13 protein-coding genes and 1 riboswitch are annotated in these 13,458 nt (G+C 60.6%); of the genes, 11 read left to right on the top strand and 2 right to left on the bottom strand.

The window, feature by feature from the left end; translation table 11 throughout:
* Positions 1-233 precede the first annotated feature (233 nt).
* The 5 genes from ACYZT9_RS19140 (at position 234) to ACYZT9_RS19120 (ending at position 4,951) form a co-directional block, all read left to right on the top strand.
* Positions 234-1,292, top strand: coding sequence for a DUF2066 domain-containing protein (locus tag ACYZT9_RS19140; protein ID WP_462006928.1), 1,059 nt, complete (start codon positions 234-236; stop codon positions 1,290-1,292).
* A 38-nt stretch (positions 1,293-1,330) separates the two neighbouring features.
* Positions 1,331-2,404 carry an AI-2E family transporter gene (locus ACYZT9_RS19135; RefSeq protein ID WP_462006927.1) on the top strand — a complete coding sequence of 358 codons (1,074 nt, stop codon included), beginning with the start codon at positions 1,331-1,333 and terminating at the stop codon, positions 2,402-2,404.
* A gap of 230 nt (positions 2,405-2,634) precedes the next feature.
* The gene (gene hda, locus ACYZT9_RS19130) at positions 2,635-3,339 is read left to right on the top strand and encodes a DnaA regulatory inactivator Hda (protein WP_017337260.1); all 705 of its coding nucleotides are present in this window, start codon (positions 2,635-2,637) and stop codon (positions 3,337-3,339) included.
* 212 nt (positions 3,340-3,551) lie between these two features.
* Positions 3,552-4,193, top strand: a complete 642-nt coding sequence (locus ACYZT9_RS19125) for a C40 family peptidase (RefSeq protein ID WP_462006926.1) — start codon at positions 3,552-3,554, stop codon at positions 4,191-4,193.
* Between the two features lie 221 nt (positions 4,194-4,414).
* Positions 4,415-4,951, top strand: a complete 537-nt coding sequence (locus ACYZT9_RS19120) for a C40 family peptidase (RefSeq protein ID WP_462006924.1) — start codon at positions 4,415-4,417, stop codon at positions 4,949-4,951.
* Between the two features lie 28 nt (positions 4,952-4,979).
* Here ACYZT9_RS19120 and ACYZT9_RS19115 read toward each other — a convergent pair whose 3' ends face one another.
* On the bottom strand, positions 4,980-6,293 hold the full coding sequence (locus tag ACYZT9_RS19115; protein WP_462006923.1) for a PQQ-dependent sugar dehydrogenase: 1,314 nt from the start codon (positions 6,291-6,293) through the stop codon (positions 4,980-4,982).
* 80 nt (positions 6,294-6,373) lie between these two features.
* The gene (locus ACYZT9_RS19110) at positions 6,374-6,946 is read right to left on the bottom strand and encodes a hypothetical protein (RefSeq protein WP_462006921.1); all 573 of its coding nucleotides are present in this window, start codon (positions 6,944-6,946) and stop codon (positions 6,374-6,376) included.
* 154 nt (positions 6,947-7,100) lie between these two features.
* Positions 7,101-7,334, top strand: a riboswitch (cobalamin riboswitch).
* A gap of 80 nt (positions 7,335-7,414) precedes the next feature.
* Between ACYZT9_RS19110 and cobO the strand changes: the two genes are divergently transcribed.
* From cobO to ACYZT9_RS19080, 6 genes are read left to right on the top strand one after another with little or no spacing between them, the layout of a single operon-like run.
* A complete protein-coding gene (cobO, locus tag ACYZT9_RS19105) occupies positions 7,415-8,026 on the top strand; it encodes a cob(I)yrinic acid a,c-diamide adenosyltransferase (RefSeq protein WP_462006920.1) in 612 nt (203 codons plus the stop codon).
* Positions 8,023-9,423, top strand: coding sequence for a cobyrinate a,c-diamide synthase (locus tag ACYZT9_RS19100; RefSeq protein WP_462006919.1), 1,401 nt, complete (start codon positions 8,023-8,025; stop codon positions 9,421-9,423). Before cobO ends, ACYZT9_RS19100 begins: the two co-directional genes overlap by 4 nt.
* Complete coding sequence (gene bluB / locus ACYZT9_RS19095) at positions 9,420-10,070, top strand: 5,6-dimethylbenzimidazole synthase (RefSeq protein WP_462006918.1); 651 nt, start codon at positions 9,420-9,422, stop codon at positions 10,068-10,070. Before ACYZT9_RS19100 ends, bluB begins: the two co-directional genes overlap by 4 nt.
* Complete coding sequence (gene cbiB, locus ACYZT9_RS19090; RefSeq protein ID WP_462006917.1) at positions 10,067-10,975, top strand: adenosylcobinamide-phosphate synthase CbiB; 909 nt, start codon at positions 10,067-10,069, stop codon at positions 10,973-10,975. The genes bluB and cbiB overlap by 4 nt, the downstream gene beginning before the upstream one ends.
* Complete coding sequence (gene cobD, locus ACYZT9_RS19085) at positions 10,968-11,960, top strand: threonine-phosphate decarboxylase CobD (protein ID WP_462006916.1); 993 nt, start codon at positions 10,968-10,970, stop codon at positions 11,958-11,960. Before cbiB ends, cobD begins: the two co-directional genes overlap by 8 nt.
* Positions 11,957-13,408, top strand: a complete 1,452-nt coding sequence (locus ACYZT9_RS19080; RefSeq protein ID WP_462006915.1) for a cobyric acid synthase — start codon at positions 11,957-11,959, stop codon at positions 13,406-13,408. Before cobD ends, ACYZT9_RS19080 begins: the two co-directional genes overlap by 4 nt.
* Positions 13,409-13,458 lie beyond the last annotated feature (50 nt).

Raw genomic sequence — 13,458 nt, 5'->3', positions numbered from 1 at the left:
GCGGCCATCCTCAGGCCGACAGCAGGGGCATATCGATACAAAAAAACCGGTATTGCCCGTGTTGGTCGCCTCCCGCTTGGCTGTATAAGGTATCGCGATTAACCGTCTATCGTTATGGCAGTGCGAAAAACTTAACCGGGACGTGTGAATGTTTTGCGTCGGGCGGTGGTCACAGCCTTGCTCGATTGTTCATGCGGTCAGTTTCCAGCCGCTCTTGTCGTCAGGGATCTTCCATGCGTTTTTTCAGATCATTGTTTGTGGGTTGTTTGTCTCTTGTCAGTCTGGCGAGTCATGCCGAAACCCTCAAAAGCCTTTATCAGGTGCGCGAGCCTGTCACCAGCCAGGCGCCGGAAGAGCGCGATCAAGCCACTCAGCGTGCGCTCGACACGCTGGTGTTGCGCCTGACCGGCGATCCCAAGGCTGCGCAAAGTTCGGGGTTGGCGGCGATTCGCAAGGACCCGCAGCAGATCATCAGCCAGTACGGCTTCGACGCGGGCCCACCAGAAGTGCTGAAAGTCGATTTCGACCCGGCCAGCACCGAGCAGGCGTTGCGCCGTGCCGGGCTGTCGTTATGGGGTGCGAACCGGCCATCGATTCTGACGTGGTGGCTGAATGACTCAGCCGAGGGTGCGAGCCTGGTCGGTGATGGCCAGGCCAGCGCTGCGCCGTTGCGTCGCGCGGCACAACATCGTGGTCTGCCGCTGCGTCTGCCACTGGCGGACCTGAGCGAGCAACTGGTCGCCACGGCACCAAATCTTGGAGGCACGGATGCGGCGCCCTTGCGCGGCGCATCGGATCGTTACAACGCTGACGCCTTGCTGGCCGTGCATGCCCGTGAAGAGAGTGGTCCGTGGCAGGCCAAATGGCAATTGTGGCTGGGTGATAAGAAGGAAGCAGGCAGCGTGCAGGGGGCGGATCAGGCCGCCGTGGCCGATGCGGTGATGCTGGCGGTCAGTCAGCGTCTCGCGCCACGCTTTGTAGTCAAGCCGGGTGCCTCGGGCGAACAATTGCTGGAAGTGCAGGGTATGAATCTGGAGCGTTACGCGACGCTTGGGCGTTTGCTCGAGCCGTTTAACGCGCGCCTGCAAAGTGTTGACGCTGACCGGATTCTCTACCGGGTCAGTGGCAGCGCCGAGCAGTTGCGGTCGCAATTGTCGCTGGCGAAGTTGCAAGAGGTACCAGCGGGGGAGGCGCCGGCACCAACGGTGCCTGTTCAACCGGTGGCCGAGGGTTCGGCGCCTGCTGTAGCGTCAACGCCTGCACCGGTGCCGCAATTGCGTTTCCGTTGGTAAGGTTTTCTTTCTTTATATAGCTGCATATGGAGTGGTACATGGCCGATACGCGGCGTTGGTTCTGGTTGGGTGGAGTGGTTCTGCTCTGTGCGTTTATCTGGCTGTTGCATTCGATTCTGACACCGTTTCTGGTGGCGCTATTGCTGGCGTATCTGTTCGACCCGCTGGTTGATCGGCTGGAAAAGGCAGGCCTGTCCCGGACCTGGGGCGTGGTGGCGGTGTTTGCGCTGTTCACTTTGATCCTCACTACGTTGCTGCTGGTGTTGGTGCCGATGCTCGCCAAGCAGTTGTTCCGCTTGTACGAGCTGGTGCCGCAGATGCTCGACTGGTTGCAAAATACTGCATTGCCGTGGGCGCAATCGAAATTCGGGCTGTCGGAGGGGTTCTGGAAATTCGACAAACTCAAGGCTGCGCTCAGCGAACACATGGGTCAGACCACCGACATCGTCGGTGTGGTGCTGAGCCAGGCGACCGCTTCCGGCCTTGCATTGATCGGATTGATCGCCAATCTGGTGTTGATCCCGGTAGTGAGTTTTTACTTGCTGCGTGACTGGGATCTGATGATGGCCAAGATCCGTAGCCTGCTGCCCCGCGACAGTGAAGAGCGCATCGTGACTCTGGCAGACGAATGCCATGAAGTGCTGGGTGCGTTCGTGCGCGGGCAATTGCTGGTGATGGTGGCGCTGGGTGTGATCTATTCGGCGGGCCTGATGCTGGTAGGGCTGGAGCTGGGGTTGCTGATCGGGATGATCGCGGGCCTGGCGGCGATTGTGCCGTACATGGGGTTCGTGATCGGGATTGGCGCGGCGTTGATTGCCGGTCTGTTCCAGTTTGGTGGTGACTTGTACCCCATGGTCGGCATCGTTGCGGTGTTCATGGTTGGCCAGGCCCTGGAGGGTATGGTGCTGACGCCTTGGCTGGTGGGAGACCGGATCGGTCTGCACCCGGTGGCGGTGATATTTGCGATTCTGGCGGGCGGTGAACTGTTCGGTTTTACCGGCATATTGCTGGCGCTGCCGGTAGCCGCGGTGATCATGGTGCTCGTACGCCATATGCATGACTTGTATAAAGATTCTGACGTGTACGGCGGCGTCGACGAGCCTGAGCTTTAAGGTTCGCCAATGACGCATTGCGGGCGGCCTGGTTCAGTATCAGGCCGACCGGTATCTCATGCATGACTGTCACATGCGCCGCCAAAAAATCACTCATAAAACCGGTGTGATAACGCAAACCTTTGATTTTGCTTATGGTCTGTCGCATTGTGCGGTCAGCGTCACGGGTATAAACTTCGCAAACTTTACACAGAGGCCACTAACGGTTCCTTTGGAACTGTTCAGTCAGCATGAAACCGATTCAGCTGCCCCTAGGTGTGCGTCTGCGTGATGACGCTACCTTTATCAATTACTACCCAGGCGCCAATGCCGCTGCACTCGGCTATGTCGAGCGGCTGTGCGAAGCCGACGCCGGCTGGACCGAAAGCCTGATTTACCTCTGGGGCAAGCACGGGGTAGGGCGCACACATTTGTTGCAGGCGGCCTGCCTGCGCTTCGAACAGATGGGTGAGACGGCGGTGTATCTGCCGCTGGCCGAGCTGATGGATCGCGGTATCGAAATTCTCGACAACCTCGAACAGTACGAACTGGTCTGCCTGGATGACCTGCAAGCGGTTGCCGGCAAGGCGGACTGGGAAGAGGCGTTGTTCCATCTGTTCAATCGACTGCGTGACAGCGGTCGGCGCCTGCTGATTGCAGCATCGACGTCGCCGCGTGAATTGCCGGTGAAGCTGGCGGACCTGAAATCCCGTCTCACGCTGGCGCTGATCTTCCAGATGCGACCGCTGTCCGACGAAGACAAACTGCGTGCGCTGCAACTGCGTGCGTCCCGTCGTGGACTGCACCTGACCGATGAAGTCGGACATTTTATCTTGACCCGAGGCACTCGTAGCATGAGTGCGTTGTTCGAGCTTCTCGAACGTCTCGATCAGGCTTCTCTTCAAGCTCAGCGCAAGCTGACCATTCCGTTTCTTAAAGAGACACTGGGCTGGTAAAGCCTGGTTCTTGCACGGTTTTGGCATATTTCAGGCGCCAAAAAGTTCGCTTTCCTACAGGGCGTAAATCGCGCAAGTGTCTAAATTGGGCTTAAGCGCTTAGATGGAAACGCGAAACCGGAAAGTCACATAAAGTTCGATTGAATTTGCAAATGAGGATGATAGCGGGCATAGTCTCGGCTTCTTTACAACTATCAGCCACGGTCGTGCCCATGCTAAATCGCTTTGCACCCCTCGTGCCTCTCGCACTCGTTACCCTGTTGTTCGGTTGCGCTGCCCACTCTCCCGTGTCCGAGCAAGCGCCTCAACAACAGGTTAAAAATTCAGATACTACGCAATCGTCTTCCGTTCTTTTCCAGGACTCTCTTTACCAGGACGGCGTAGCCTCCGACAAAGAACTGGCCAACTTCGCCGACGGCAAGTCGTACCAGCTTCCGGTATTGGCCGACAGCATCCTCGAACGTGGCATGTCCCTGATCGGTACCCGTTACCGTTTCGGCGGCACCTCCGAGGCTGGCTTTGATTGCAGCGGCTTCATCGGTTATCTGTTCCGTGAAGAGGCCGGCATGAACCTGCCGCGGTCCACTCGCGAAATGATCAACGTGGACGCGCCGTTGGTTGCTCGAAGCGCGCTCAAGCCGGGCGATCTGCTGTTCTTCGCCACCAATGGCCGTCGCGGTCGTGTCAGTCACGCCGGGATCTACCTCGGCGACAACCAGTTCATCCACTCCAGCAGCCGCAAAAGCGGTGGCGTCCGGGTTGATAGCCTCGGCGACAGCTATTGGAGCAAAACCTTCATCGAAGCCAAGCGCGCACTCGCGATGGCCCCAACCGTGGTCACGGCACGCAAGTAATTGTCCTTGCTGTCGCCGCATCTAGTGGCGACATAGCCTTTCTGAAACAGAGTAGGCGGACAACTTGTAAGGCGAACTTAAAGTCTTACTTGAAGTTTGGCGCATAGCCGCTAGAATCCTGATCTATTATTGATGGCAAACCGCCTGCGTCCTGCGCAGGCGGTTTTCTTTTCTGCTCCGTCGGCAGAAAAAAGCCGCAGCCAGATCAGGATGTTCTGCAGATGACAATGTCGGCCCGCCTCGCACTGATGTTCTTCGCAGCGCTGCTCAGCGCCTGCGCCAGCCGCACACCACCGCCTGCGCCGGTAGTTCGCGCGCCGATCGTTTTCAGTTCCGCCCAACCGTTTTCGCCCGAGGCCGAAGACGTGCTGTTTCGTGCGTTGGGCCTGGTGGGTACGCCTTATCGTTGGGGTGGCAACACGCCGGATTCCGGGTTCGATTGCAGCGGCCTGATCGGTTATGTCTACCGTGACGTCACGGGCATATCTCTGCCACGCACCACCCGCGAGATGATCAGCATGCAAGCGGCCAATGTCGGTAAGGAAGGCCTGCAAACCGGTGACCTGCTTTTCTTCGCGACCAATGGCGGCTCTCAGGTCAGTCACGCCGGGATCTATGTCGGCGAAGGTCGCTTCGTCCATGCGCCCGCCACCGGTGGCACCGTGAAGCTCGACAGCTTGTCCAAGGCTTACTGGCAAAAAGCCTACCTGAGCGCCAAGCGTGTATTGCAGCCTGAGCATCTTGCGCGCAATCCTTGATTCGCAGCTATAAGTTGGCCGTTGGAGATTACTTGACCGCCGACACCCGCCACACCTTGTTCCCCACATCATCCGCCACCAGCAAGTCGCCTTGCTGATCAATCACCACACCTACTGGCCGGCCCATGGCTTTCTCCTCTGCATTGAGGAAACCCGTGAGCACATCAACCGGTTGCCCGGTCGGCTTGCCGGCACTGAAGGGCACGAAAATCACTTTGTAACCACTGTGCGGCTTGCGGTTCCACGAGCCGTGCTGGCCGATGAAGGCGCCTTCCTTGAATTGCGCCGGCAGCGTGTTGCCTTCAGCAAACGTCAGGCCCAGTGAAGCGGTGTGCGGGCCGACCGCGTAGTCTGGCGCGATAGCCTTGGCTACCAGGTCCGGTTTTTGCGGCTCAACGCGGATGTCGACGTGCTGGCCGTAATAGCTGTAAGGCCAGCCGTAGAATCCGCCCTCTTTTACGGAAGTGATGTAGTCCGGCACCAGGTCGCTGCCGATTTCATCCCGCTCGTTGACAGCCGTCCATAGAGCACCGCTGTGCGGCTCCCAGGCCAAACCATTTGGATTGCGAATCCCCGAGGCGAAGATCCGGTGATTGCCGGTGGCACGATCCACTTCCCAGATCGCCGCGCGACCTTCTTCCTGATCCATGCCGTTTTCGCCGATGTTGCTGTTGGAGCCTACCGTAACGTAAAGCTTGCTGCCGTCCTTGCTGGCGATGACATTTTTCGTCCAGTGGTGATTCAGCGTGCCGCCCGGCAGATCAACCACTTTGATCGGCTGCGACTTGATTGCCGTGTCGCCATCCTCATAGCGGAAACGCAGCAAGCGGTCCGTGTCAGCGACATACAAGTCATTGCCGACCAGGGTCATACCGAAGGGCGAGTTGAGGTTTTCCAGAAACACCGTGCGGGTTTCGGCGATGCCGTCGCGGTCCTTGTCCCGCAACAGCGTAATGCGGTTAGGGCTCGGTACGCCGGCACCAGCGCGGCCCATGACCTTCTTCATGACCCAGCCTTTAACGCCTTTGCCATCGTCGGGTTTAGGCGGCGCATTGGTTTCAGCGACGAGCACGTCACCGTTCGGCAGCACATACAGCCAGCGCGGGTGATCGAGGCCTTCAGCGTATGCCGTCACTTGAGTTCCCGCCGCCGCTGTGGGTTGCACACCGGCCGGCCAGCCGATCGCCGGGGCAATGTTCACCGTTGGGATCAGGGTTTTGTTCGGTTCTGGAAGTTTGGGCGACGGGCCGGTGCCGTCGGAGACTTGCAGGCTGGCGCTTTCACCGCAGGCGGCGAGCCCTCCGGCGAGGGCGATGACGAGAACGAGCTGGGGCTTGCGCATGCTGATCTTCCCTATAAATGCAGTGACCTGATCAATAGAGAAGCGCAAACCCGCGATGGTTCAACCGGTCAGCCGCGAGCTTACTTGAACAGCACGGCGATACCGGGGTGGTAGTGGCCGGCTTCGTTGCGCAACTTGCGGTAGGCGTAGGGGAAATACCAGGCGACGGCGCAGGTATGTTCCTTTTGCAGGTCATCGACCATGTCCTGGAGTTCTTCCGGGCTAGCGCCGTGCTGGGCTTTTTGCGGTGCAACGAACAGGCAACCGAGTTTCAGGTCGCTGGCGTAGCTGGTTCGCCGGGCGTCGCTGGTGATATCAGCCAGCGCCTGTGTCAGGTTCAGGCTGTTGACTCGGGGCCAGCGCTGCGTGGCCTGAAGGTAAGCGCGCTCTTCGCTGGCGGCGATGAACAGGTCGGCGCGGGCGTTGCGTTCGCCTTCTTCGTTTTGTTTGCGGGTCGGCGTCTGTTGCAGCGTGACCATCTCTGCCATCCAGGCGGCGGCCGAGAGCAAGCCGAGGTTGGCTTTTTCGTCGTACCAATAAGGCGTGTCGTTATCGCCGCGAACGGCGTTGTAACGGTCGATACAGTCAAACCAGCGTTCGAGCACCGGACGCAGGAATTCCAGCTTCGGATTGCTGATGATCATACCTTGCATGTGGCTTACCCTTGTTATTGTGATATGGGGTTGTGGCTCTTTGATATCACCGCTCGAAGTGTGGCACAAGATTGGCGTCAGTTATTTGATCAGCGGCAGTTTTTCAGCCGACGGCTTCCCGGCTTTAATTGACGCTCCACCCCCAACCCTCTAACCTTCGCGGCTTGTTTCAGGTGCTCTGTGGCCTTGGTCGACAGAGTGAAACAGGGAAGCCGGTGAGGCGTTCGTTCAACTGATGAACAACCACGATCCCGGCGCTGCCCCCGCAACGGTAAATGAGTGAACACTGCGCATCAGAGCCACTGTGCCGATATCGACATGGGAAGGCGCGCAGTCAGGCGAAACGCCGCTCATGAGCCCGGAGACCGGCCTGATCCATCCAGCGGCATCACGGTGGGCGATGCCAGGCTTCTTGCCGTCTATTCTTGCGCCTGCCCGCCGTTATCCAGCCTCAACGGAGAGCTCCCCATGACTGATACCCCCGATCGTGACGAACGCCATCTGGCGCGCATGCTGCGCAAAAAAGCCGTGATCGACGAACGCATCGCCAACTCGCCGAATGAATGCGGCCTGCTGCTGGTGCTGACCGGCAACGGCAAAGGCAAAAGCAGTTCGGCGTTCGGCATGCTCGCCCGCTCCATGGGCCATGGCATGCAGTGCGGCGTGGTTCAGTTCATCAAGGGCCGCAACAGCACCGGTGAAGAACGGTTCTTCCGGCGCTTTCCGGAGCAGGTGCGTTTTCATGTGATGGGCGAGGGTTTTACCTGGGAAACCCAGGACCGCCAACGGGACATCGCCGCCGCCGAAGCCGCTTGGGAAGTGTCCCGTGAACTGCTGCGAGACCCGTCGATCGGCCTGGTGGTGCTGGATGAGTTGAACATCGCCCTCAAGCACGGTTACCTCGACCTCGATCGGGTGCTCAGCGACTTGCAGGCGCGTCCGCCGATGCAACACGTGGTGGTCACCGGTCGTGGTGCGAAGCCGGAGATGATCGAACTGGCCGATACCGTCACTGAAATGGGCGTCATCAAGCACGCCTTCCAGGCCGGGATCAAAGCGCAAAAAGGCGTCGAGCTGTGAATCAACCACGTCATTGCCCGGCGGTCTTGATTGCCGCGCCGGCCTCCGGTCAGGGCAAGACCACCGTCACCGCCGCGCTGGCCCGTTTGCATCGCAATCAGGGGCGCAAGGTTCGCGTATTCAAATGCGGACCGGACTTTCTCGACCCGATGATTCTCGAGCGCGCCAGCGGTGCGCCGGTGTATCAACTGGACATGTGGATGGTTGGTGAACAAGAAAGTCGTCGACTGTTGTGGGACGCCGCCGGTGAAGCCGACCTGATCCTGATCGAAGGCGTCATGGGGCTGTTCGACGGCACGCCGTCGAGCGCCGATCTGGCGCGGCACTTCGGTGTGCCGGTGCTCGGGGTGATCGACGGCACCGCGATGGCGCAGACCTTTGGCGCACTCGCGTTGGGGCTGGCGAAGTATCAGCCGGACTTGCCGTTTGCCGGCGTGCTGGCCAACCGCGTCGGCACCTTGCGTCATGCGCAGTTGCTCGAAGGCAGCCTCACTGAAGGCTTGCGCTGGTATGGCGCGTTGTCCCGGGAAACCGGGATTGAATTGCCGAGCCGGCATCTCGGTCTGGTTCAAGCCAGTGAATTGAATGATCTCGATCTGCGTCTTGATGCGGCGGCGGATGCCCTGGCCAGCAGTTGCGAAGTCGCGCTGCCTCCCGCAGTGGAATTCGCCGCGCCTGACGTGATCGCTGCCGAGCCGTTGCTGGCCGGTGTGCGAATCGCTGTTGCCCGTGATGATGCCTTCGCATTCACCTACGGCGCGAGTCTGGATTTGCTGCGAGCCATGGGCGCCGAATTGCTGTTTTTCTCACCGACTCGCGACGCGCAGTTGCCGGAGGCTGATAGCCTCTATTTGCCGGGCGGTTACCCGGAATTGCACCATGTGGCGCTGGCACAGAACACCCCGATGCTCAACGCCATTCGTGCTCATCACGCGGCGGGCAAACCATTATTGGCCGAGTGTGGCGGCATGCTGTATCTGCTCGACTCGCTGACCGATGTCGAAGGCACTCGCGCAGAGCTGGTCGGTTTGCTGGCCGGTGATGCGGTGATGCAAAAACGGCTGGCAGCGCTGGCGCTGCAGGCGGTCGAGTTGCCGGAAGGCTCGCTCCGTGGGCATACCTATCATCATTCGTTGACCAGTACCGAACTTGAGCCGATTGCCCGTGGCCTCAGCCCTAATGGCGGGCGTGGGGCGGAAGCGGTATATCGTGAGGGGCGGATGACGGCTTCTTATGTGCATTTCTATTTTCCGTCGAATCCGAAAGCGATCGCCGCACTATTTCTACCTGACCTTGAGGCCGCCATCGCTGGCAAGCCAGCTCCTACAGTTGACCGTGTATTACCTGCAGAAACTCAAATTCCTGTGGGAGCGAGCTTGCTCGCGAAGAGGCCATGACTGACAACGCATTCAGCCAGGCCGAACGCGCAGCGGTCTACCGTGCCATCGCCGAACGCCGCGACATGCGCCACTTCAGCGGCGGCACCGTCGAGCCTGAGTTGCTCCGGCGCCTGCTCGAAGCCGCGCACCAGGCGCCGAGCGTCGGCTTGATGCAGCCCTGGCGCTTCATCCGCGTCAGCGATCGCGCCCTGCGCGGCAAGATCCGGTTGTTGGTGGAAGAAGAGCGCGTCCGCACCGCCGAAGCCCTGGGCGAGCGCACCGACGAATTCATGAAGCTGAAAGTCGAAGGCATCAACGACTGTGCCGAGGTGTTGGTCGCTGCGCTGATGGACGATCGCGAACGCCACATTTTTGGCCGCCGCACCTTGCCGGAAATGGACATGGCCTCGTTGTCCTGCGCGATCCAGAACTTGTGGCTGGCATCCCGTGCCGAAGGATTGGGCATGGGCTGGGTCTCGCTATTCGAGCCGCAAGCCCTGGCCGACCTGCTGGGCTTGCCCGCCGGGGCCAAGCCTTTGGCGATTCTTTGCCTCGGGCCGGTCAAGGAATTCTATCCGGCGCCGATGCTGGTACTCGAAGGCTGGGCGCAGGCGCGGCCGCTAAGCGAATTGCTGTATGAAAATTATTGGGGAGTGAGTCAATGAGTGTGGCGTTGTTGAGTGTCGCCGCGGTTGCGCTGGATGCGCTGCTGGGTGAACCCAAACGCTGGCATCCGCTGGTGGCGTTCGGCCGTTTTGCCGACCGCATCGAACAACGTTTCAACGGCGGTGGACGCGGCTGGCGCAGCCACGGCGTCACCGCCTGGGTGATCGCAGTCGTGCCGCTGACCTTGCTCGCCACGGCTTTCTCCTGGGCGCCTTATGTCGGCTGGATCGTTGAAATTCTCGTGCTCTATTGCGCGCTCGGCATGCGTAGCCTCGGAGAACACGTGGAGCCGGTTGCCAAGGCGCTGCGCAGTGATGATCTGGACGAGGCGCGCAAACGCGTCGGCTATCTGGTCAGCCGCCAGACCAGTGAACTGGATCAAACCGAAGTCGCCCGCGCCGCCACCGAATCCGTCCTGGAGAACGGCAGCGACGCGGTGTTTGCCGCGCTGTTCTGGTTTGCCGTGGCTGGTGCGCCAGGCGTGGTGCTCTACCGTTTGAGCAATACGCTGGACGCGATGTGGGGCTATCGCAACGAACGATTCGAACGTTTCGGCTGGGCCGCGGCAAAGATCGACGACGTGCTCAACTATATCCCGGCACGACTGGTGGCATTGACTTACGCGCTGCTGGGCAAAACCCGCCTCGCGCTGAAATGCTGGCGTACACAAGGCCCGACCTGGGACAGCCCGAACGCCGGTCCGGTGATGGCCGCAGGTGCCGGTGCGCTGGGTGTCGAGTTGGGCGGGGCGGCGATTTATCACGGTGAATTGCATCAGCGTCCGCCACTGGGGGAAGGCGCGCCGGCGGATGCCGATTCCATCGACCGCGGCTGGCAATTGGTCCAGCGCGGGGTATGGTTATGGCTGCTGATTCTCTGCGTGGGAGCTGAATTCTATGCTTGAACACGGTGGACGGTTGCGCAAGGCGGCGCTCGAATACGGGATCGCCGAAGCCGATTGGCTCGACCTGTCCACCGGCCTCGCGCCCTGGCCGTTTCCGGTCCCGGACATTCCGCTGCGCGCCTGGGCGCGGTTGCCGGAAACCGATGACGGACTGGAGCAGGCGGCCTGCGAATACTACGGTGCCGCGCAGGTATTGCCGGTGGCCGGCTCGCAAATGGCGATTCAGTTGCTCCCCCGTTTGCGCCGGGTCGGCAAGGTCGGCGTGCTGTCGCCGTGTTACGCCGAGCATGCCGAAGCCTGGCGCCGCAGCGGCTACATCGTGCGTGAAGTGTTGGAGCAGGAAGTCGACTTTTTCATCGACAGTCTCGACGTGCTGGTGGTGGTCAACCCGAACAATCCCACCGGCCTGAGCCTGACCCCGAGCCGTCTGCTTGATTGGCATTCCAGGCTGGCCCAGCGCGGTGGCTGGCTGGTGGTGGACGAGGCGTTCATGGATAACACGCCACAGCTGAGCCTGGCGCCGTGTGCCCATCAGGTCGGGTTGATCGTGCTGCGCTCTTTCGGCAAGTTTTTCGGTCTGGCCGGTGTGCGGTTGGGATTTGTGCTGGCGGAGCGCAAGTTGCTCAAGTTGCTCGCCGAACAAGTCGGACCTTGGGCCGTCAGCGGACCGACTCGTGTGGTGGGCCATGCCTGTTTACTGGATACCGAAGGGCACGCCAGGCAGCGCGCGCGTACCGAAGAAGCCAGCGAGCGTCTGGCGCTGCTGCTGGAAAAACACGGTTTTAAACCTCAGGGCGGTTGCGCCTTGTTTCAATGGCGGATGACCGAGCGCGCCGAAGAGCTGCATGAATTCATGGCACGGCGCGGCATTCTGCTGCGGTTGTTCGCCCACAACAGCAGCCTGCGTTTCGGCCTGCCTGGCGAAGAGGCCGACTGGAACCGACTCGATCAGGCGTTCGAAGCCTATGCCAAGGAAACCCGATGACCACGTTGATGGTGCAAGGCACCACCTCCGACGCAGGCAAAAGCACACTGGTGACGGCGATGTGTCGCTGGGTCACGCGTCAGGGTGTGCGCGTCGTGCCGTTCAAGCCACAGAATATGGCGCTCAACAGTGCCGTGACCGCGGACGGTGGCGAGATCGGACGTGCGCAAGCGGTGCAGGCTCAGGCCGCCCATCTCCAACCGCACACCGACATGAATCCGGTGCTGCTCAAACCCAATAGCGACACCGGCGCTCAGGTGATCATTCATGGTCGCGCCGTCACGACGATGAACGCGGTCGCGTATCACGACTACAAAGCCATCGCCATGCAAGCGGTGCTGGCCTCCCATGAGCGGCTGAGCGCGGCGTATCCGGTGGTCATGGTCGAAGGCGCAGGCTCGCCGGCCGAAATTAATCTGCGCGCCGGGGACATCGCCAACATGGGTTTCGCCGAGGCGGTGGATTGCCCGGTGGTGCTGATCGCCGACATCAATCGCGGCGGCGTGTTCGCGCATCTGGTGGGCACCCTGGAACTGCTGTCGCCGAGCGAACAGGCCCGGGTCAAAGGCTTCATCATCAACCGTTTTCGCGGCGACATTGCCTTGCTGCAACCTGGTCTCGACTGGCTGGAAGCGCGCACCGGCAAACCGGTGATCGGCGTTATGCCGTACGTGATCGACCTGCACCTGGAGGCCGAGGACGGCATCGACCAGCGCCAGACCGCCAAGGCCGATCAAGTGCTCAAAGTGGTGGTGCCGGTCTTGCCGCGCATCAGCAACCACACCGATTTCGATCCGCTGCGCCTGCACCGGCAAGTGGACCTGCAATTCATCGGCCCCGGTCAGGCAATTCCGCCCGCTGACCTGATCATTCTTCCCGGCTCGAAAAGCGTGCGCAGCGACCTCGCGTATTTGCGCGCCAATGGCTGGGACACCGCCATCGCCCGGCATTTGCGCTACGGCGGAAAAGTACTGGGGATTTGCGGCGGTCTGCAGATGCTCGGCGAGCAGGTACACGACCCGCTGGGACTCGAAGGCGCGCCGGGCTCCAGCGCCGGTCTGGGTTTGTTGGCGTTTGAAACGCAGCTCGAAGAAGAGAAGCAACTGCGCAATGTGCGCGGGCGTTTGGCGCTGGAGAATGCTGAAGTCAGTGGCTATGAAATTCACGCCGGCGTGACCACCGGGCCGGCGTTGGAAAATGCCGCCGTGCAGCTGGGCGATGGTCGTTGCGAGGGTGCGCAAAGCGTCGACGGGCAGATTTTCGGGACTTATCTGCATGGCCTGTTTGAATCGCCAGCGGCGTGCAGTGCGTTGTTGCGGTGGGCGGGTTTGCTGGATGTACAGGAAGTGGATTACCACGGATTGCGTGAGCGCGATATCGAGCGGCTGGCGGATTTGGTGGAGAAGCATCTGGATACCCGATTGCTGCGTGAGCTCTGCGGGATTTGAGGTGGCCGCACTGCCCTCATCGCGAGCAAGCTCGCTCCCACGGGTCCCGT

The sequence above is a fragment of the Pseudomonas sp. ZT5P21 genome (genome assembly GCF_054897785.1).
Note: the sequence above shows the minus strand (reverse complement) of the source record. Positions and strands in the feature narration are given on the sequence as shown.

What these genes read in the sequence shown, in the direction of transcription:
- hda (WP_017337260.1), top strand. Translation starts at nt 2,635, where the DNA reads ATGAAACCGATTCAGCTGCCCCTAGGTGTGCGTCTGCGTGATGACGCT.
- cobO (WP_462006920.1), top strand. Translation starts at nt 7,415, where the DNA reads ATGACTGATACCCCCGATCGTGACGAACGCCATCTGGCGCGCATGCTG.
- ACYZT9_RS19110 (WP_462006921.1), bottom strand. Translation starts at nt 6,946, where the DNA reads ATGCAAGGTATGATCATCAGCAATCCGAAGCTGGAATTCCTGCGTCCG.
- ACYZT9_RS19135 (WP_462006927.1), top strand. Translation starts at nt 1,331, where the DNA reads ATGGCCGATACGCGGCGTTGGTTCTGGTTGGGTGGAGTGGTTCTGCTC.
- cbiB (WP_462006917.1), top strand. Translation starts at nt 10,067, where the DNA reads ATGAGTGTGGCGTTGTTGAGTGTCGCCGCGGTTGCGCTGGATGCGCTG.
- ACYZT9_RS19115 (WP_462006923.1), bottom strand. Translation starts at nt 6,293, where the DNA reads ATGCGCAAGCCCCAGCTCGTTCTCGTCATCGCCCTCGCCGGAGGGCTC.
- cobD (WP_462006916.1), top strand. Translation starts at nt 10,968, where the DNA reads ATGCTTGAACACGGTGGACGGTTGCGCAAGGCGGCGCTCGAATACGGG.
- ACYZT9_RS19125 (WP_462006926.1), top strand. Translation starts at nt 3,552, where the DNA reads ATGCTAAATCGCTTTGCACCCCTCGTGCCTCTCGCACTCGTTACCCTG.
- ACYZT9_RS19140 (WP_462006928.1), top strand. Translation starts at nt 234, where the DNA reads ATGCGTTTTTTCAGATCATTGTTTGTGGGTTGTTTGTCTCTTGTCAGT.
- ACYZT9_RS19120 (WP_462006924.1), top strand. Translation starts at nt 4,415, where the DNA reads ATGACAATGTCGGCCCGCCTCGCACTGATGTTCTTCGCAGCGCTGCTC.
- ACYZT9_RS19080 (WP_462006915.1), top strand. Translation starts at nt 11,957, where the DNA reads ATGACCACGTTGATGGTGCAAGGCACCACCTCCGACGCAGGCAAAAGC.
- bluB (WP_462006918.1), top strand. Translation starts at nt 9,420, where the DNA reads ATGACTGACAACGCATTCAGCCAGGCCGAACGCGCAGCGGTCTACCGT.